The 20840-nt window shown below is 39.7% G+C and carries 17 protein-coding genes, 1 tRNA gene and 1 other RNA gene; 3 read left to right on the top strand and 16 right to left on the bottom strand.

Annotated elements, in window-relative coordinates; translation table 11 throughout:
* Positions 1-177: 177 nt before the first annotated feature.
* The 9 genes from LG296_RS00210 to ffs form a co-directional block, all read right to left on the bottom strand.
* Positions 178-2772: a VWA domain-containing protein gene (locus LG296_RS00210; protein WP_107937666.1), complete on the bottom strand. Its 2595-nt coding sequence runs from the start codon at positions 2770-2772 to the stop codon at positions 178-180.
* Entirely contained in the window at positions 2756-4507 is a 1752-nt protein-coding gene (locus tag LG296_RS00205; protein WP_107937668.1) for a BatA and WFA domain-containing protein, read from the bottom strand. Before LG296_RS00205 ends, LG296_RS00210 begins: the two co-directional genes overlap by 17 nt.
* Positions 4508-4518: 11 nt before the next feature.
* The gene (locus LG296_RS00200) at positions 4519-5397 is read right to left on the bottom strand and encodes a DUF58 domain-containing protein (protein ID WP_107937670.1); all 879 of its coding nucleotides are present in this window, start codon (positions 5395-5397) and stop codon (positions 4519-4521) included.
* Positions 5394-6389, bottom strand: a complete 996-nt coding sequence (locus tag LG296_RS00195; protein ID WP_107937672.1) for a MoxR family ATPase — start codon at positions 6387-6389, stop codon at positions 5394-5396. The genes LG296_RS00200 and LG296_RS00195 overlap by 4 nt, the downstream gene beginning before the upstream one ends.
* 14 nt (positions 6390-6403) lie before the next feature.
* Positions 6404-7834, bottom strand: coding sequence for a hypothetical protein (locus LG296_RS00190; RefSeq protein ID WP_107937674.1), 1431 nt, complete (start codon positions 7832-7834; stop codon positions 6404-6406).
* 14 nt (positions 7835-7848) lie between these two features.
* Complete coding sequence (locus LG296_RS00185; protein WP_107937676.1) at positions 7849-8712, bottom strand: ABC transporter permease; 864 nt, start codon at positions 8710-8712, stop codon at positions 7849-7851.
* Positions 8709-9644 carry an ABC transporter ATP-binding protein gene (locus tag LG296_RS00180; RefSeq protein ID WP_107937683.1) on the bottom strand — a complete coding sequence of 312 codons (936 nt, stop codon included), beginning with the start codon at positions 9642-9644 and terminating at the stop codon, positions 8709-8711. Before LG296_RS00180 ends, LG296_RS00185 begins: the two co-directional genes overlap by 4 nt.
* 2 nt (positions 9645-9646) lie before the next feature.
* Entirely contained in the window at positions 9647-12037 is a 2391-nt protein-coding gene (locus LG296_RS00175) for a hypothetical protein (protein WP_107937678.1), read from the bottom strand.
* A gap of 286 nt (positions 12038-12323) precedes the next feature.
* Positions 12324-12590, bottom strand: an RNA gene (gene ffs / locus LG296_RS00170) — signal recognition particle sRNA large type.
* 328 nt (positions 12591-12918) lie between these two features.
* On the opposite strand from ffs, the gene LG296_RS00165 reads away from it, so the two are divergent.
* Positions 12919-13011, top strand: a tRNA-Ser gene (locus LG296_RS00165).
* Between the two features lie 166 nt (positions 13012-13177).
* Here LG296_RS00165 and LG296_RS00160 read toward each other — a convergent pair.
* The 3 genes from LG296_RS00160 to LG296_RS00150 form a co-directional block, all read right to left on the bottom strand.
* Complete coding sequence (locus LG296_RS00160) at positions 13178-13471, bottom strand: hypothetical protein (RefSeq protein WP_107937681.1); 294 nt, start codon at positions 13469-13471, stop codon at positions 13178-13180.
* A 207-nt stretch (positions 13472-13678) separates the two neighbouring features.
* Complete coding sequence (ltrA, locus tag LG296_RS00155) at positions 13679-14941, bottom strand: group II intron reverse transcriptase/maturase (RefSeq protein WP_107937924.1); 1263 nt, start codon at positions 14939-14941, stop codon at positions 13679-13681.
* 602 nt (positions 14942-15543) lie between these two features.
* A complete protein-coding gene (locus LG296_RS00150) occupies positions 15544-16170 on the bottom strand; it encodes an RraA family protein (RefSeq protein ID WP_107937507.1) in 627 nt (208 codons plus the stop codon).
* A gap of 186 nt (positions 16171-16356) precedes the next feature.
* Here LG296_RS00150 and LG296_RS00145 point away from each other — a divergent pair, with 186 nt between their 5' ends.
* The gene (locus LG296_RS00145; protein WP_107937509.1) at positions 16357-16737 is read left to right on the top strand and encodes a sodium:proton antiporter; all 381 of its coding nucleotides are present in this window, start codon (positions 16357-16359) and stop codon (positions 16735-16737) included.
* 42 nt (positions 16738-16779) lie between these two features.
* On the opposite strand, the gene LG296_RS00140 is transcribed toward LG296_RS00145, so the two are convergent.
* Entirely contained in the window at positions 16780-17343 is a 564-nt protein-coding gene (locus LG296_RS00140; RefSeq protein WP_181418113.1) for a TIGR00730 family Rossman fold protein, read from the bottom strand.
* Positions 17344-17425: 82 nt separating this feature from the next.
* Between LG296_RS00140 and LG296_RS00135 the strand changes: the two genes are divergently transcribed.
* Entirely contained in the window at positions 17426-18187 is a 762-nt protein-coding gene (locus tag LG296_RS00135) for an MBL fold metallo-hydrolase (RefSeq protein WP_107937511.1), read from the top strand.
* Between the two features lie 44 nt (positions 18188-18231).
* On the opposite strand, the gene LG296_RS00130 is transcribed toward LG296_RS00135, so the two are convergent.
* From LG296_RS00130 to LG296_RS00120, 3 genes are all read right to left on the bottom strand, one after another.
* The gene (locus LG296_RS00130; protein WP_107937513.1) at positions 18232-19023 is read right to left on the bottom strand and encodes an ABC transporter ATP-binding protein; all 792 of its coding nucleotides are present in this window, start codon (positions 19021-19023) and stop codon (positions 18232-18234) included.
* 339 nt (positions 19024-19362) lie between these two features.
* Positions 19363-20031, bottom strand: coding sequence for a deoxynucleoside kinase (locus LG296_RS00125; RefSeq protein WP_107937515.1), 669 nt, complete (start codon positions 20029-20031; stop codon positions 19363-19365).
* The gene (locus LG296_RS00120; RefSeq protein WP_107937517.1) at positions 20028-20669 is read right to left on the bottom strand and encodes a deoxynucleoside kinase; all 642 of its coding nucleotides are present in this window, start codon (positions 20667-20669) and stop codon (positions 20028-20030) included. The genes LG296_RS00125 and LG296_RS00120 overlap by 4 nt, the downstream gene beginning before the upstream one ends.
* Positions 20670-20840: the final 171 nt, after the last annotated feature.

Here is a 20840-nt window from a genome sequence, read left to right as displayed (position 1 = left end):
TAGTCTAGTAGCTATATTATAGCATAGGTCAACTTCTCTTTTCCCTTCCAATGGTAAAATGCCATTCAATTGTTTAATTTAATGACATAACAAAAAGAGGAGCTATACGGTCATACCGTTGCCCCTCTTTCCCACTTACATTTTAAAGCTTCCGTTCGAAGGAAATTTTCTCTATGATTATTTCCGCTTCATTTCCTTCAATATTTGCCCGACATTTGTTTCTTCTTGAGATTTGGGCTGTTCTGGTGTTTTCTTTACTTTCCCAACGGTTTGCAAGAAGCCCCATCCAAATCTTCGTATCGTTATATCAATGAAGAATAGTAGCATACTTGCTAAGACAAGCCACAATGTAATACTTTGTTTTTCTGCACCTTTCATGGTGAATTCTCGGAAGGCTTGCTCTGGCTCCTCTAACAATAGCCCACCCGTCCGCTCTGTAATTTGCGTTAATAGAGGCTCATTAGGTGGATGCAGCTCAAATTCCTCACTATATGGAATAGTCTGTCCTGCTTGATAGATTGTGCCGTCTCCGCTTGTAATTCGGAAGAAAACAAGCCCAGGTTCAGCTTCAAGTGTAGCCTTTACTTTACTTGCTGAAACAGGATCTAGTTGAACTTCAAGCTCTTCACCAAATTCATTGACAGCAGCTATATCTAAAAATGCCGCCTGATTGGTTGGATCAGTAATAACAAACGAGCCTTGCGCATCTAGGCGAATATCATAGGCAATTTCATTGTAGGTTGGTAGCATTCTTGAAATTGCAGTTTGCCAAAAGTTTGGCCATTCCTCCCAGCGTGCCCAGTCACCTGTCCATGCACCTGTGGAATCAGAAGTAAAGGCAATCGTTCGACCTAGCCCATACTGCCATTCTGCTAGTACAGGGTCTTCCTTCTCACTTTCCGCTATTACCATAGCCGTTTGCTTCGCAGTGGTACCAATATAAGCATTCATTTGAGGAACACCGTTTTCAAACAGTGCATTCCACCCTTCCGCATTATAAATAGTTGGATAGAAGGGGTTATCTTCAATATAGGTTCTCGAAATCATTGCGGTTTCACGAGATAAAATAGACGGAATAGTTGTTTCATCAAGTACACTATAGAAGCGTCCACTTCCCCATTCACTTAAGCTTTCTAACAAAGCCCCATCCGCGTCAGCTCCAATGGCAACAGTAGATAGAGTAATATTATTTTCTTTTCCTGCTTCTATTAAATCCTCATAGCTACTCGCTGTGTAGGACTGCCCATCTGTGAGTAAAATAATGTGCTTCCTCTGCAATTGTAAATCGGTTAAATTTTCATAAGCTAGCTCCAGGGAGGTAAAGATTTCTGTTCCACCACCTGGAGGAATCGATAAAACTGTATTAACTGCCTTTTCCTTATCCGTTAAAGGCGCTGTTTCAATCACTTCCCACGGTCGGTCATCAAAAGCGATAAAACCTAGTGTATCGCCATCACGAAGTAGCTCCACTGATCTTGCAGCAGCTTCCTTAGCTAGCTCGATTTTCGGTCCCATCATACTGCCTGAGCGGTCAAGAACAATGACTAACCCAAGTGAAGGTAACTGCTGTTTCCCCTTCACTTCCATTTCTACAGGCAATAATGCCTCGATCGGTGTTTTAAAATAACCACCTAGTCCAAAGCTATTTTCTCCTCCCACCATCATAAAGCCAACGCCGAAATTTTTTACAGCTTGCTCGATTACGCCCATTTTTTCCTCCCCCACGAGGTGACCAGGGATATTATCAAAAATGATGGCATTGTAGTTTAAAAAGCTTGAGAGGGAGCTCGGCAATTCACTAGAGGCTTTCACATCATAATTGACTGCATTTGTCCCAATGGCAGATGCAATAGAGGAACCTTCCACCCTATCGCTAACTATTAAAACCCTCGGAGTACTTTGAACCATTGTGACACTAGTTAATTTATTATTTTCTATAATCGCGTCTTCATCGACTTGAACAAGCGCTTCATATTTTACTAAGCCTTCTGCGTGTCCGACATATCTGTAGGTAAATACGTTTGCCCCTTCTTCTAACTGAACTGGTTTCTGATGGATAAGCTGATCATTTTCATATAAATAAAGCTCCCCTTGTGTAGCCATTGTTGATTTAATTTCTGTTACTAGCTGTTGTTGCTCCCCTGCATAGGCAACCTGTGGTGTCGTAAAGCTTTGAACAGAAACATCCGCTGCTACGTTTTGACTTAGCTGAACAACATCAATCGATACATTTGATTCTGTTAATTTAGTAAGCTGCTCTTGTGCATTCCCTTTTGTTTCTAAACCATCCGTTAACAATACAATCCTTGTTGCCTTTTTGAGGTCGACAATGCCCGTTGCTAATTGTATTGCCTGCGCAATATTTGTTTCCCCTCTATTTGTCATGTCACTTAGCTCCGGAACATGCTCTAGCGTATCTGTAAGCATCGATTCTGTTTGGAGGTTAGATGCAAAGGAATAAATCCCAACATGATGGTTTTCATTTTTAGCCTTCAAGCCTTCCTCTATAAAGGAGATGGCTTGGTCCTCCACGCCGTCTAGTGATGCTGAGCGGTCGATTAAATACACAACCTGTTCCTCTTTAACAGGTAGCAATAGATATGGCGAACAAATTGCAAATACTAAAAGAACAACCGCCAAAATTCGAATACCAAAAACGATCTGTTGATTTTTCTTTAGCTGGTCTCGGTGCCTCCACCAGGTCCAAAGGAAGTATGCAACAAGTGGAATAAGTAGTAATAGCGCTAGTGGGGTATCAATTCGCAAATCCACGTCTTCTTTGCACCTCCCACTCTAGTACGAGTAATAAAAGAATTGGTAGCAGTAACCACTGTACTAATGATTTCTTTGTTGTTTCCTCTAAACCGCTATTTTGAACAGTTCCCAACTCAAAGCTAGTACCTTCCTGAATCGAACGTTCCCCACTTGTAAGCTGAACAATAAACTGTTTTTCTTCTTCCTTGGAGCTTATGCTATAAACCCCTGGAATTGTCGGAGCCCGAAATTCACTGCCTCCCTCTACAGAAGAGATATACTCTTCATCATTAGAGTAAATCGACCATTCGCCTGAAGTAAGTGAAACAGCGCGACTCTCATTAGGAGAGAAGGTACCTAAATTTTGTGTTCCCTCCATCAATTCGTTTTGAATTCCCCATAAAAGGAGTGGGAAGGATGGGTGAAGCGGCCAATCCGTTTGCTCTATATCTGCCAAAATGACAATATCTCCTCTTGATGATCGTTGAACAAAAGGTTTTTCATCTATTGTTGCAATTGTCGTAAAGTCATCAAAAGCTGGATAGATGGAGCTAACATAGACATCCTCTAACGAACTAAAAGCAAATAACGAATCCTGCGAAACATCCACCAGTGAATTTACCTCTTGTGGTTCTACATCGTCACGCCCAATTAAAACAATAGGAGATTTTGATTGTTCAAGTAGCTCCTTTTGATTCGTTACAATCATGGCATCTTCCATATCCTTTAACTGATCTGAAGGAGCAATTTTCACTTCAGTATTTAATGCTTGGAATCCTTTTTGTACGAGCTGATGCATTTGCTGATCGATGACGATTTCCGATGTTCCACTTCCAATAAGAGTCATCATCGTATTATCAATGTCATAATCATCATCCACTTGAATTGTTGCTGTTAATAAATTAGTCAATGGGAGAGCATCAAAGGTTTTTGACCATTCCTCCCCACCCTGTATCGTAATTTCCTCTTCAATAACTTGATTTTCCGCTCCATCCAATAGTAAAAGCTTTACTACCTGAGGACTTTTTGTTTCATTTTTCAGCTGGACCAGCGCTAAAGCAGAATCCTCTATTGCTGTCGCTGCTAGCCTTGTAATCGATATATTTTCTAGGTCTTTACTTGCTCCTTTTACTACCCACGTGATTTTCTCACTTTCAATCGGCAGCTCGCCGCGTTCAACTGAATCTGTAAATAAATACATCGAGGTAGCTGTTTCTCCGATAAAAGCTGTTGCCATATCAATTGCCTTTGGTAGCTGTTCTTCTTCATAGGTGACTTCTAAATCTTCAATAGCTTTATGTATGACTGAGCTTTGAGTTTCTTGACGGAGAATTGCTTTTGGTTCGTCTCCAGTGGTAATAATCGTCAACGGCCTGCCACCTAGAGCTGCTGCCAAAGACTTCATTTCCTTTTTATGCTGCTCAAAAGTACTACCTTCCCCATTTTTAGCGAGCATCGTAGCTGAAGTATCTACAATCCAAATTGACTGTTCACCTGCAATTTCAGTTGTTTTTACAAATGGATTCATAAGCGCCAGGACAAATAAAATGAGAGAGAGTAGCTGCAAATAAAGTAGCGCATTCTTTTGCAGGTGCTTTAAATAAGGTGAAGCTTTTGTTTCCTGCATAACCTCAGCCCAAAAGAGTGTAGAGGAAACGGGCTGATTTGTATATTTTTTACGAAAAAAATAATATAGCAGGACAACAACCGGTATGAATGCTGTCCATAAAAATACTAAATTAGTAAATCCCAAATCACTTCACCTCACTGTACCCAATGTGACTTGAGTAATTTATGGAAAATAGCGTTTTGTAGCCCATCCTCCACAACAAGCTGGATTTTTCGAATGCCAAAACGGTTCGCTAATGCATCAAATTCCGCTTCATGCATTTCCTTTGTTTTTTCATAGCCTGCTAAAACACGGTTAGACACAGAGACATTTACATCCCTATTTGTTTCCGCATCGATTAAACGAACATCTCCTGTATAGGATGGCCTCAGCTCATTCTCGGTAACAATTTGAATGCAACGAATATCGCCTGCAAATCGCGGGAGACGTTTAAAAAATTGCTGCCATTCAGCAATTGGTTCAAGCCCATCTGTAATGATAAATAGAACAGTGCTATCCTTTGGTAAAGCTTTAATTCCTTCTCGCGCAAAACTACCTTTCCCACTTGCTTCTTCTAAACTAGAAACAATTTGTAGAAAGTGTTTTCTGTAGGTTGCTCCTTTTCGCCTAAAGGGAAGTGCCTGTGTTTCACCTACATAAGAAAAAGATAATCGGTCGTCCCGATTTAGAACCATTAGCCCGATGGCAGAAGCAATTTGCCTTGCGAATCGCCATTTCTTTTCTTCTCCCATTGATCGAGTAGCATCAAGCAAAACATGTACCCGCATCTCCTGCTCATCTAAAAACCGTTTAATAAAGTATTTTTCCGTTCGCGCATACACGTTCCAATCAACCTGCCGCACATCATCACCTAAGGTATATTCACGGAAATCAGAAAAATCAAGAGAAGAACCAAATCTCTGCGAACGGTTGCCCCCTTTATGCTGACCACGTAATTTGGAGGATGTTGCAATGGATAATCGGCTGATTTTTGCGACCCATTCATCTGGTAATATGATGGTTTGTTTACTCATAGACCCACGCCTTGTTGAATTGAAGTTAAAATGCCTTCAATCAAATCATCAGTGGTTTTACCTTCTGCTTCTCCTTCATAATTCACCATCATTCGGTGACGAAGCGCTGGTTTAGCTACTGACTTAATATCTGCAATCGATACATGGAAACGCCCCTGCATAACAGCACGTGCTTTAGCTAATTTAATAATACTTTGCAAGCCACGTGGGCCACTTCCATACATCACAAACTGCTGTACCTCTGGTAAAGAATAGTCTCCCTTTGGATGTGTTGCAACAACCAAGTTAACGGCATATTCCATCATTTCATCAGCCACAAGCACCTCTTTCACCATTTGCTGGGCAACGATTAGACTATCACTGTTCATGACTTTTTCTAATTCTACTTCTACTGCCCCTGTGGTACGCTTCATAATCTCCATCAAGTCCTTTTTAGATGGATAAGGGACTATGATCTTGCATAGGAAACGGTCCATTTGTGCTTCAGGTAGAGGATAAGTTCCTTCCATTTCAATCGGGTTTTGTGTAGCTAGAACAAAGAAGGGCCTTGCCATTTTCTTTGTATCTCCTAAAATCGTTACCGTTTTTTCACCCATTGCCTCAAGTAATGCACTTTGGGTTTTCGGCGTTGCGCGGTTTATTTCATCGGCTAAGACCATTTGACTAAAAAGTGGCCCTGGCTGGAAAACAAATTGCTGTTTACCGTTTTCCGCCCGCTCAATAATATTTGTTCCTGTAATATCTGTTGGCATTAAATCCGGGGTAAATTGAATTCGAGAAAAGGATAAATCCAATACCTCTGAAATTGTCCGGATTAGCATTGTTTTTCCTAGACCCGGCAAGCCCTCCAGCAAGGCGTGCCCATCTGCTAGAATGGCGTATAGGGTAAATTCGATTGCTTCTTCCTGTCCGACTATGAATTTACTTATTTCTTGTTTTACCTGCTGTAGCTCTAGACTTATTTCGCTATATTGCTGTTCATTAAAGGCCATTTCTTAAGTCCTCCTTATTCCGACTCTATGGAAGAAAAATATGATTGTACAATATCCTGCAAATCCTTTGGTAGCTGCATTCTTTCGGAGCTTTTTAAGTAGCTATCCTTATAGTCCCCGATAACCTCTTCATATGGTCGAATAGTTCCTTTTGTAACTGGAACAGGCCCTTTTTGTTCCCCTGCGGCAGTACCTTCACCGAGAGGTCCACCATCAACTGATGTTTCACTGTTTCCTCCCACTCGATTGGGAATGGAAAGTAAATCGCGACCTCCCTGACCTTGACCGGCTCCATTTGATCCTTGGCCTTGACCTTGACCTTGACCATTACCGCCATTTCCTGTGCCAGAGCCTTGGCCAGCCCCATTTCCTGTGCCTCCGTTCCCGGTACCGTTCCCCGAGCTATTCCCCTGACCTTGACCCTGCTGTCCACTTTGACCAGAATCATTTTTATTTCCTTGATCATCGCTATTATTATCACTTTGTTGTCCATTACCAGTACTTGAAGATTCACCATTTTCATTTTCCGGGCTATTTTCCGGCGATTCCGAGCCAAGTTCACTAGCAATTGCATTCTGCAAATCAAAGCTAATCGGCTTTCCGAGCTTACTTAAAGCAGTTTGTGTACTATTTGCTGTACTCGCTAACTCCTTTTGCAGCTCCATTAACTCTTCTAGCTGCTTTTGCTCCTGGGCCGTTAAGCCGTCCATTCCTTCACCATTGTCCTGCTTGGCTAGTTCTTGCTTTTCCTTTAGTTTTTGCTCCTGCAGCTTTAATTCCTTTTGCTTTTTCACAACTTCCCGCAAGGCTTCCTCTGAGGCTTCGATATCATTTAATTTATTTTTCAGTTCCTCTAATTGTTTTTTCGTTTCCTTTGAATCTGTTTTTTTCTGAAGCTCTGCCACTTCTTTTTCAAGATCCTTTATAACCTCCTGCTCTTTTTCAACAACAAGAGCCTGCTGCTGGGTTGCAGAAGGGAAAATCGATAAAGCACCCATCGCCATTACCACTACGACAATCCCTATCAATACTTTCGGCTTCCAAAGAAGCTTTTCTCGTTTTTTAAAACGTTCAAAAGCAGCTGAAGATTCCTTTTGTGCTTTTTGCAAAATAGAGCCTACTAGCGGATTCGATTCCTCCACTAAGGAAAGAGCGGTCACAAGCTCATTATGAGGATAAAAGCTATCTAATCGATGCATAGCCTCCTTATCTCGGACTCTTCTCCACCAGAGAAAGAGAACAACTGCTATTAACGCTCCTATCCCCACGTAAATCGCTATATTCCTGTAATACGGGAAAACAAAAAGGCGAGAAACTAATAGAATCGCCGCACTTAAAAAGCATGCAATCAGTACTCCATATTGTAATTTTGGAAGTGAATGCTCTATATTTAAGCTTCTTTTCGCCCGACGAATAAATTGCTTCAATACATGACGACGATCCATCTTACATCCGCCTCCTATCTGTTAGTTTTCATATTGGCACGTAATTTTCGAATTGCTATAAATAAACAAAATGCTGTTAAAAGTACATAAAAAATTAAATACCCAATCCACACTGGCATCGAAATTCCAGTCACTGACTCCAAACTCGTTGCCATCTCCGGATAAAGAATCGTTACCATTAATACGCCAGGGTTAATGGTCGCCCAGAAATGCGAAATTGGAGAAAATGGTGTGACATTTTGCTGTGGGCCACCTGTATTGATAAACATTTGCTCCATGGACATCCCTACAAAAAATAGAAAGCCCGTTATGCCGGCTAAAAAAATCATCGCCCCATAGGTAGTAATCATGGATACAATCGTTCTCTTTGTTATTGTAGAGAACATAATCCCGATACTGCCAATTGCAATCAGTGTAACCAAATAGAATAAAAATATTGTAATTAGCTGTGAAGGGGCTACCCCACCAAATAGAAATACAAGACTATATAATGGCAATCCTGCCACTAGCATTAACACTAAAAACGCTACTGACGACAAGAGCTTTCCTACGATAATTTGAGTTGAGCTTTGTGTGGTAGTCAGTAATATATTTAATGTTTGTTTTTCCCTTTCAGTACTAATTGCTCCCGCCGTTAAGCCAGGGGTAATAAACATTACAAGCCCCATTTGAATGACACTAAGCACGGCAAACATTGTAAAGCTATCACTTGGTCTGAAAAATGCAGTGCCAGAAAACTGCGTGTAGATTAATAAAAATCCGGTTACAAAAATACATAAAACCGCCAAGTAAAACATTAATCCTGAGAAGCTTTTAAAGGCACGGAATCGTAGTTTTAGCTCCTTTGTTAAAACCGGATTTGAAAAACGTCCCATCATACCTCATCTGCCCCCTTCGTAATCGCCATAAAGACATCCTCTAAATCCTTTTCCTCTTCTGTTAAGGCATAGATTGAAATTTCAGCAAGCATAGCCTTCCTCAAAAGATTTACTTGATCATTTGTCTTTCCGCGATAATTAAAGGCTATCTCGTTTTTTCCATAGATTACTTCAATTGAGCTAACGAGGGGATCCTCCTCAAAGAAGGCACGAGCCTTATCAATATCATCCATTACCTTTGCAACAAGGCGTTTGTCTCCCTGCAGCTGATCTTGAATTTGAGCAACATTTCCATGGGCGATTAGTTTTCCGTTATCGATTACACCGATTTCATCACACATTTCCGCCAGCTCTGGTAAAATATGCGACGAAATCAAGATTGTTTTCCCCATTGATTTTAAATGCTTTAAAATATCTCGCATTTCTACTCGAGCACGAGGGTCTAATCCTGAAGCAGGCTCATCGAGTATTAATACCTTGGGATCATGGATTAGAGAGCGGGCTAAACAAAGTCGCTGCTTCATCCCCCGGGATAGTAAATCAACATATTCATAACGTTTATGTGTTAAATTTACGAGCTCGAGTAATTGCGGAATAAGTACTTGGCGCTCAGCAGCAGACAGCCCATAGCTCGCCCCGTAAAAGTCTAGATACTCATCTGCCTTTAGTTGGTCATACACCCCAAAGAAGTCTGGCATATAGCCAATTTGCTTACGTACCTCCTTCGGTTCTCGCACCACGCTTTTCCCATTGATAAATGCATCACCAGCTGTTGGCGAAAGAAGAGTAGATAATATGGAAAATGTAGTAGATTTCCCGGCTCCATTTGCTCCAACAAAGCCAAATACAACTCCTTCATCTAAGGATAAAGTTAAGTTATCTAAAGCTGTAAAGGATCCATACTTTTTTGTTAGTCCTTGTATATCCACCATCATTATTTTGCCACCCCTTTGATTTCGACATCAGGCATTTTTACAGGGGACCCCATATCGTCCGTTAACCGTACAAGTATCTTAAGTTGCCCTTCTGCTGAGATATATTGCTCTAAGTTCGTTGTGTAGCTTGCACTGTTTTCCAGGATATCCTCATATTTTGAAGTGCTCCAATTCCAAACAGAAAGGGATGTACGATTAGCCGCCTTGTTAGTAATTGAAAGCTCTGTCCAATTCGTGTTTTCTAACAGCTCATCCGGCGCCCAAATAATATAGTCGTAATCTCCTTTATCTAAATACCATTCATTTGTTGACTCATTCATTAATTCCATATAGCCAGATCCATTTGTTGGCTCTAGATAGCCTTCTAATGATTCCTTATCTAAAGTAAACTCCCCTGACAATTCCACTACTGGCTCAAAGCTTTGAGCTATATAAGCTACTGGTGAAACCTTGGCACTTCCATCCAGTTCAATACCGACATGGGTATCCTCTGTCCAAGCAATAATCGTTGGTAATCGCTCACCCTCAACAAGCCCAGCAGCTCCATACTTTAGCTTTTCTAAGCGGAGCGGCATTAAATCTTCCTTCGATTGCGGTTGTGTATAGTTATAATTAGAAACCGATGGAGAAAGTAGAATTGAATTCTTTACCTCTTCCGAAACCTCAAGCGTTGCGTTTGCCTCTATGTCCCCTAACACAATTTCCTTCGTACCAGACCAAATGGCTACCTCATTTAATTTGAATGGGAAGTGATTTGTAATAGTACCTTCAATTTTTCCATCCTTTAGTGTGAGTTGAATATCCATATTGCCTGCTTTTTCAAGCTTCGTTTGCCCCACAATGGATTGAACAGACCAGTAATTTAGATTTCTCAGATTTAGGGTCGAACCATTTGCATGCTCTTGCACATACGACTTCTCATGAAGCACACTAGTTGAAGTATTCGAGTAATAATTAGAACCACGTGAAGCAACAGCTGTTGTGTTTTCATCAGTTGTAAAAGTAAAGTCCCCACCCTTATTTGTTAAAATCGACTCTATATAATGCCCTACTAAATTTTCACCTTCTACCTTATAAAAAGCAGATTGCTGAATTTGAGATTGTAGTAAACGATCCTTGGCACCGAATATGAACATAGCCAGCGAAAGGCCAATCGATAATAACGGAATCGCCCACCATGCATGCTCTCGTTTATCCAATTTTTTTAAGATGAAATAAAGTAATGGACCTATAAATAAAATATAAATAACTATTGTAATTACAAGGAAGGTTGTAGAGATTTCAAATGAAGGGAAAAGCTCATTTACACTCCCCACTTCAGAAGGAACGTAATTATTTATTCCCCCATAAAACATGCCAAAAGAATTCGTTTGATTCTGCTTTTGGAAATCTAATATTTCCCCGATTAATTTTACATAGCCATCCATCCCCGCAAGTGGTTGATCACCTAAAGAGAAGGTTGTTTGAATAATACGTCCACTGCCTAGATTCATACTTGAGGCTAGAATTGTGTCCCCATCCGCAAGTAAAGGCTTACCCCCTTCTTTTTCCTGCGCTTGGTAAACTTCGATATTATCCGGGAAGATGCCATTATTCGATAATTTAGCTAAGCTTTCTTTTAAAACAGTTACCTTTTCATTTGAAAGAACTAATGGAAGATGCTCTTTAAATATTCCTGATGAAGCTTCTACTTGATCGGAAGCACCAATTAAAAGCGTTCCACCACTTTCAACCCAGCTGTAAATGGCTTGTTGCTGCTTTTCTGTATAATCTGCAAGACTTATTTCATCTACAGCAATTACATCTGCCATAGCTAACCCTTTCGCCTCTGCAGGCATTTCGAATTTCTTTAGCTGATTTACATGGAAAACCTCCACATTATAAGTTGAAAATTGTCTTAATCTCTGTAAGGCAGATAATCGATCACTATTTTCCGTTAAGGTATAAACAAAGGATGCTTCTAAATCATGAAATTGAGGGCGTACTGCTTTTGTCCCTGTATATTTCACAGCCTTCCCTTTTTCAATGCCACCCTCATAAAAATAGAATAGATTTGGCTGCTGACTGCCGTTATACATATAATCATCCGAAAGCCCATTTAAATAGAGCTGTATCGTTTTTGTTTCTCCCTCTGCAATGTCTATCGGGTATACTAACCCAGAACCGACAGAGTAAGATTCAGCTGCGTCAATGACTAAGTCACCAGAAAAGGCTGAACCGCTGTTTGTAATTGTAAGTTTTAGCGGTAGTGGTGTGTAATACTTTACTTTGTTGGATATCCCCACTTCTGCACTTACGTCTAATTTTGGTGCTGCACTAGCACTGTCTATATGTAGAAAACTAACAAAAAATGATAGTAAAAATACTATCGGTATGATTCGCTTTAACAAAACCCTGCCTCCCCCTTTTTCTCTCTTTAATTGGTACGTTCATTTTACATTTAAGTTCCAATTTTTCCAAATAAATCTTCAATTTTCAGTTTTTGTTCGCACTGTTCGTATTACTATAGGCTATCCAATTAGATTTCATGACTTTGTTTTATGTGAAGTTTTTATGATGAGGGAATTGGTAGATTGATGAAGTACAGTTTAAAAAATTGCAAAAAAAAGACAAAACCAACATTTTAGTTGATTTTGTCTTTATCGACGCCTTTTGGCTTTAATATGTATATTAAAGCCGTGCACCTTCCTTCGACAGCCGTACATAAGCGTTACTCTTGTCGCCAGCTCAGGTTAGGCTACCCCGCGGCACATGGATGAAGCCACTTAATGCTGCTTCCTTCCGGACCTGACATGGTTCGTGGGTATCCATTGCGCAGGACCCAACCTTCAACGCTACGTGCAAGAGGCAGACCAAACATACGGACAGCCTCAGAAAAGGAATTCAGTCTCGCTAGAGCGGATTGCGAGTTACAGGGCACCGCTACCTCCCCACCTAGCACGGCATAAACTAGTATACTTTATAACAAGTAGAAAATGCAATGTTTTGATTTGGCAATAAAGGAAATATGAAAATCGTCATGTTTTTTCTTATTGTTTTTTCATAAATAAAAACTATTTTGCTGACGATTTTACAAAATATTTTTTTCAAAAAGCTAAGTTCACTGCATAGCTTTTTGAAGGTGAGGCAATATATTTGTGAGGTTGGTTTCAATAGAATTTAGAAGAGTGAAAATAACTTTTTAAAGAGAAAAAATATTTATCAAAATTATTGACCACTAAATTAAATCATGATATAGTATTTCTTGTCGATAGATTTCGACATATTATACGGAGGCATACCCAAGTCTGGCTGAAGGGATCGGTCTTGAAAACCGACAGGCGGGTTACACCGCGCGTGGGTTCGAATCCTACTGCCTCCGCCATTTTCTTTTAAAATTAAACTTTCATCCGTTACATTTATGTAACGGATTTTTTATATTCGCTTTGCCGCTAATTGGCTGCGTACGAGTAGATTGCTGCAAGAACAGCGCAAATCGCTACAGGCTATTTGCGGCACAATCTATTTTTGAAATTCAAGTTAAGAATGCTTCATTTCGAAATGATAATATACGACCGAAAACGCTCCGTTTTTTGAAAGGACTTCTCTATCTGCCCCAGCAAGTTGCCATCCTCCGTTTTCACCTGAAATTCCGGATCCTTGTATTGCTTATACACTTTCAATAAATAATCCTCCACTACATCAATCGCATTCGATTCATAGAGGACCTCTACAAAGAAACTATATTGGATATCCTCAATTGGGAATCCACCTCTTCTGACGTGTACCTTTGGCAAATACCGAATTGGCAATGGCTTATTACTAGCAATTAAGCAATACATCATCTCCAGTCTCCTCCCTTCCGTACTAATAGCTCCATAACATATATATAACTAAGTATAGTAGGAATAGGCAGCATCATGCCAAAGATATACTTATCGAATTGCTTCACCAAAACAAAGGCTATCTTTATAGTCAATCGAGTAGGAGGGAGTGATTAACTCCCGACCTCTCACACCACCGTACGTACGGTTCCGTATACGGCGGTTCAATTAAGATGAATAACGCAAAGTTTCGTAACGAACTTGCAGACTTTTCAGCCCTTGGCTTTCCCAATAGGAATTGCCGAGGGTTCTGTGTAATATGGGGCTATTAGAAATGCGCCAGTACCCTTTCCGGGTGTTTCCCCACTCGTATGCTTTTCCAAAAGGAACTTTCAATCGAGTAAGATTTCTGACTCTTGTTCGAGGTTTCTTCCAATTCTTCCATAGACACATCCTTAATCTTCTTTTAATCCAGCTATCTAGTGATTTGAATGTGGAACTTGTATCTGCTAATGCAAAATAACCACACCACCCCATTAGATACTGGTTTAACTTCTCGATTCTGTATTCCATGGAATATGGCATCTTTCTTGAGGTAATCTCTCGTATTTTCATCTTCATTCGGACTAGACTTGTTTTCGCAAGACGAACTTTTGGTTCTTTGTGATTCGTGAAACTAAAACCTAAGAACTTTCGGTTCCAAGGACGATCTACTGCTGATTTCTTTTGGTTTACTTTTAAACGAAGTTTTCCCTCAATAAATCTTTGTACACTCGCCATTACTCTTAACCCCGCACGTTCCGTTTTCACATAAATATTGCAATCATCTGCGTATCGAACGAATTTATGTCCACGTTCCTCCAACTCTTTATCAAGTTCATCTAGAACTACGTTTGAAAGTAGAGGACTTAAAGGTCCACCTTGTGGTGTTCCTTCTTCTGTACTTGAAACCACTCCATTTATCATGACACCGGCTTGGAGGTATTTACGAATAAGTTTTAATAAAGGTTTATCTGAAATTCGTTTCGTTAATGTTGCCATTAGTCGGTCATGATTAACCTTATCGAAGAATTTCTCTAAATCCATGTCAATTACCCATCGATAACCTTCCTTTAAATAACCCTTTGCTTTCCGAACGGCGTCATGGGCGCTCCGATTTGGACGGAATCCATAACTGTGGTCCGAAAATGTTTCGTCATATTCCTTCGATAAAATCTGCGAGATAGCTTGTTGAATCAAACGGTCTGTCACGGTTGGGATACCTAGTAAACGCACACCACCATCTGGTTTCGGGATTTCGACTCGACGTACTGGTTGCGGTTCATAGGTTCCATTCAAAATCTGCGATTTAATGGTTTCCCAATTTTCGAGCATGTGCTGTCGTAAGGTTTGTACGGGCATCATGTCTACTCCATGGCTTCCTTTATTCGCTTCAACTCGCTTTAGCGCTTGTATCATATTTTGCCGTTCAAGAATTTGATTCAACATCACCATTTCGTTCCTTTCCGTGATTAGCTTATCTTCTTATGCCCATCTGAACTCCACCCTCCGCAAATACCCTCGTGGGATTCACCACTACTTTCTAAGCGTGAGGTTTCTCTGTTTTCTGTGCTCATTCATTCTAGATGGAAAGCCAAGGGCTAATCTCTCTTAATTGTTCAGTCCTTCCGACTGGTTCTAGACCCAATCGTACTATGACCTCTGCTGACTTCTGATGATTCAGCTACTTGTCACCAAGTAGGTTATGAAGGGTACTTCATGTTTCCATCAGACCTCCCCGGGTAAGCACATGCACTTTCACACCATCTATCCGCCTCATTTACTAGGTATGACCTTCGACAGAAAGGACTTTGTTTTGTCTTGCAAACTCATCCAGTCGTAACTAGCCTTGTATGAGATTCGTGTTCCTCGGACCGGTGTTTTGCCTCCAGCTTCCTTCAGATTCCGCGTCGCCACGGACACCCTTGCTCTTGGCTAACCTCTACTTCTGTCTTCGGGGTTCGGGACTTACACCCTATAGTTCATGCGCATGCCGGGCGCACAAGTAAAAAAGTGATATTCAAATGAATCGAATCATCACTTTTGTCCTTCACTTATTTAGTTACTACTTTATCTAAGTATGCCCGAATAGATGCTTCTCCATTTGATAATGCCTCGACTTCTCGTAACTCGTCTTTTCGCATTTTTTCTTCAGCTGCATGTGCTATTTGTTCGACATCCTCCTTTGGAATCACCACTACCCCATCCACATCACCAACAATATAGTCACCTGGATGGACTACCACTCCTCCAATCGCAATAGGTACGCCAATAACACCGCCCCCATTCTTAAAGCCAGCTGCAACAGTTGTACCTAAAGAGAAGACAGGAAACCCTAAATTCCGAATTGCTTGAATATCACGGATAACACCGTTCACAACAAAGCCTTGTACCCCTACACCTTTAGCTAAGGAAATAACAAAATCCCCCGCAACCGCTCGATTTGTATTCCCTTTTGCATCAATTACGATTATATCGCCCTTTTGTGCTTTACTGATTGCTTCTAATACCGCTCCATTCTCTCCATCAGGCAAGCGTACTGTCAGCGCTCGTCCAGAAATTTTGAAGTCATCACTTAGTGGTTTAATCTTCCCATCAATATTTGTATGACCACCAGTTGCATCTGAAATAGCAGTTGTCGGTAAAACAGTCAACCTTTTCTGAATTGTTGTTGTTTGCATTTCCATACCCCTCCATAATTAACTAAAAATTGTAATAATTTATATGTTATAGGAATATTAGATTAAGTTAAATAGGTTTTTTCATTAATTTAATCTAAATAGCCCTTTAAAATCATCCAAACTGGATACAATGGTTTTGAGCATGTGGTGCCAAGGTATACATACTAAAGATAAGGAGTGACATGGATGCAATTAAATCGATTAGTCTTGCAATATCAGAAGGATGCTGGCGAGGTTGGCTACAAAATGAAGTCATTTGATATTGAGGTCATTGCAAAATCGACAGGTGGGCTTGCCCCAACAATTCTCTATTTCCATGATAATCAAGATATCACGGATGATATTCGTTCACTTAGATTTGAGGTAAACTCACCTTACTCCTACATCGATGATTATGAGGAATTTCAAACGATGCTCTATAAAAAAGAGCAACGTGCACTTAATAATTTATATGATACATTTAGCATTCGCCCCAAAAACATGTCTACCTCTAAGCAGGTATTATGGAGCTTTGGCGTCTTGCTTTTAATGACAATTCCATTATTAGTGGCAATCATGCTACGTTAGAAAACCCTAAGTATTGCTTTACCTTTACTTAGGGTTTTCGCTTCAGCTACCTTTTTTTAATAATATATCTTGATGGCTTGTTAAAATTGTTACAACCTCTTCAGGCGTTGAAGCGACTTTTAAAATGTCGCGTTGCTCTTCACGAATAAAGCCTTCCTCGATCATCTTATCGAAATGCTGAATAATCGCATCGTAGAATCCATCAACATTATATAAAATCACCGGATTATGGTGTAAGCCGATTTGTGCCCAAGTAAAGACTTCAAAATACTCATCCAGTGTGCCACAGCCGCCTGGCAAGGCAATAAAAGCATCAGAAAGATCAATCATTTTCTTTTTTCGTACATGCATCGATTCAACAAAATGAATTTCAGTTAAATGTAAATGGGCGATTTCACGTTTTTGTAAATGCTCCGGCATAATGCCAATCACTCGCCCATAGTGAGCTAGTGCAGCATCTGCTACAGTTCCCATTAACCCAACATTAGAGCCTCCATAAACAATCCCAATTTTAGCTTTCGCTAAGGTTTCACCTAGTTCTTTCGCCTTTTCTATATAAATAGGCTTCTTCCCTGTTTGTGAGCCACAATAGATAGCAACGTTCATCTTTATTCCCCCAATGTTGGATTTGTTATAATACAAGTATACTTTGGAATTATTAATACTTTGTAAAAAAAGGAGACCTTCTATGAAAATTTGTCCTTTAGGTGTTGGTGGTGCATTCACAAAAAATAATTATCATAATAACTATATCATTGATGTAGACGAAAAATTCCTATTAATTGATGCGGGGACAACTCTACGCGAAAGCTTGCCTGCAGCTGGTTATAGTTATTTAAATCTTGATTATGTTTTCATATCACACCTCCACTATGACCATGTTGGTGGCTTAGAGGAATTAGTGATGACGCGGTTCTGGCAATTTCATAACGGGCAGCATTCACCTTTAAAAACGACTATTATCGTTCATGAAAAGCTCGCTTCCCCTTTAAAAAAATACCTGAAAAACGGCTTAGAAAATCAAGGTCGTACCGTTGAGGACTTTTGTAATTTCGTGATATTAAAAGATACAGATGCTTTTAGTATAGGGCAATATAATTTCACAATCTTCGATACGACAAACCACCATGTTGATGGTCTAATCAGTGCGGGATTTAAAATATCTACGAAGGAGGCAAATATCGTTTTTTCAGGGGATATGAAGGAATTAGAAGCAGCTAATCTATTAAAGCAGGTTGATGAAAAGACCGTTGCTATTTTTCAGGACATTAGCTTTACTTATAACGGTGTACACGCGACTCTTCAGGATGTGCTAAGCTATTACCCAGCTTCACTACATGAGAAAATTTATGCAATGCATTATAACGATAATGTAGAGGATTACGAGAAGGAAATAAAAGAAGCAAGAATACAGCTAGTGAAAAAACAGGATGTTCTTGAACCTCTCTAAAACATAAAAACAGCACTTCCTCCAAGGAATAGTGCTGTTTTTAACTAGATTTCTTCTTTTATTAAGTCATAGGTAATACAAATCGGCTTATTTGACCGAGGATCCGTACTGATGACCGCATCAATATTAAACACCTTTTTTAACACTTCAGAAGTCATTACTTCCTCAGGTGTACCAGCCTTTACTAAATTTCCTTGTTCAAGTGCAATCATGTAATTCGAGAATCTTGCTGCATGATTTAAATCATGTAAAACCATCACAATGGTACGATTTTCTTTTTCATTTAAATTTTGAAGCAGCTCTAAAACCTCAAGCTGATGGGCCATATCTAAATATGTAGTTGGTTCATCCAAGAAAATAATATCTGTATTTTGCGCAAGTGCCATTGCAATCCAAACACGCTGCTTTTGGCCACCTGAAAGCTCATCCACAAAGCGCGTTTTTAACTCGTAAGTGTTAGTTGCATTTAGCGCCCAATCGATAATTTCTCGATCTTCCTTCGTCAAGCTTCCAAAGCCCGATTGGTATGGGAAACGGCCATAGGAGACCAATTCTTCCACTAATAACCCGACTGCACTATCCTGGGTTTGGGGTAAAATAGCTAATTCCTTAGCCAATTCTTTTGTATTTTTCTTCTGAATCTCCGCACCATCAAGCATGATCTGCCCCTTTTGATGTGGGATAATTCTCGTCATCGCTTTTAACAAGGTCGATTTGCCACAGCCATTTGACCCGATAATTGTCGTAATTTGACTATCAGGAATACCTATAGTTAAGTCATTGACGATTACTTTTTTATCGTAACCAACTTCGACATTACTTACGTTCATTCGCATTTCTATATTTCAACTCCCGCATTTCGGCGTTAATAAGAATCGTTCTCAATTAATCTCTATCAAAAATTATTCTCTTTTCTAATAGGATTGTCAATACAAAAGAGTTAGATAGTATGGCACTGACTAAGGCCTTATTATTTATTATGTTTGAAATCTTACTCTTTATTAACAAACAGCAATTAAAAAGTGCCTCCTATGATTGAAGGGAGACACTTTTTCTATATATTAATGTAACTCTTCTATTTACGAAGAGGGCTTGTTTGCACCTGTCACAAGCTTTCGGTGCAGTTAATATTGTTTCCCTTTTTTAAATAGCTTTTACCTAAAATATACTTTTTTCTATTTACGAAGAGGGCTTGTTTGCTCCAGCATATACGCAATACGTTCAACAATGCTTTCGATTTGCTCTGGGTTTTTCACTAGGTCGTAATCGTTGATGTCTAAACGTAAAACTGGGCAAGAATTAAAGTTGTTGATCCAGTTTTCGTAGCGGTCATGCATTTCAATCCAGTAATCGTTTGGCGTTTGCTGTTCCATTTCACGTCCACGCTCTTGGATACGGCCAATAATGTTGTCAATTGGTCCCTCTAAATATACAAGTAAATTTGGATGCGGGAAATAAGGAGTCATAACCATTGCATCAAATAAATTAGTGTATGTTTCATAATCTGTTGGGTTCATTGTCCCTTTGTCATAATGCATTTTTGCAAAAATTCCTGTATCCTCGTAAATCGAACGGTCTTGAATGAAGCCGCCGCCATATTCAAAAATACGTTTTTGCTCCTTGAAGCGTTCTGCTAGGAAATAAATTTGTAAATGGAAGCTCCATTGCTCAAAGTTATCATAGAACTTGTCCAAATATGGGTTTGTATCTACTTTTTCAAATGAAGTACGGAAATTCAAAGCTTCTGCAAGTGCTTTTGTCATTGTAGACTTTCCGACCCCAACTGTTCCAGCAATCGTAATTACTGTATTGGATGGAATATTGTATTTTTCTCGTAAATTCATTCTGGTTGTGAACTCCTTTGTCGTAGCTTTTCTTCTACTAATTTTAATACCTGCTCTAAGTCTTCAGGATTTTTTACAAAGTCTATTTGGTCGCCATTTAACTGAATGACCGGAATATCAGGATGCATCACTTCAAAATGCTGAATGAATTCATGATAATCTGCCGCTAATTGCTCTATGTAATCACGCGTAATCATTTTTTCAAATTCTCTGCCGCGCAGCGCGATTCGATCCATCAACGTATCTAAACTTGCATGTAAATACACTACCATATTAGGGCGTGGCATATCTGCAGTTAAAATTTTGTAGATAGCTTCATACTTTTCGTATTCGGATGGCTTTAACGTACGCTTTGCGAAGATTAAATTTTTAAATATATGATAATCCGCAACGACAGGTGACCCTGTTTCTATAATATGTTTCTTAATATCGCTTAGTTGTTTATATCGATTACAGAGGAAGAACATCTCCGTTTGAAAGCTCCACTCATCAATATCTTCATAGAACTTTCCTAGAAACGGGTTTTCGTCCACAATTTCCTTTAATAGATGGTATTCATAGGCGTCAGAAATCGCTTTAGATAGCGATGTTTTCCCTACACCAATTGGACCCTCTACTGTAATAAATGGAACAGTCACGAGAAGTCCCCCCTTCACGTCTAAATTCGTCAATGCTATTCATTTTATCATATGAGCTTGTCGAAAAACAGAGACAGAAGGTAAACAAAATAAGGAATTATTATAAAGCTATAGTATTAGGGAAATGATGGGTATTTTCTATCGTCTAAAAGACATCAGGAATGACTGCAT

The organism is Ureibacillus chungkukjangi (genome assembly GCF_044795995.1).
Classification (GTDB): domain Bacteria; phylum Bacillota; class Bacilli; order Bacillales_A; family Planococcaceae; genus Ureibacillus; species Ureibacillus chungkukjangi.
Note: the sequence above shows the minus strand (reverse complement) of the source record. Positions and strands in the feature narration are given on the sequence as shown.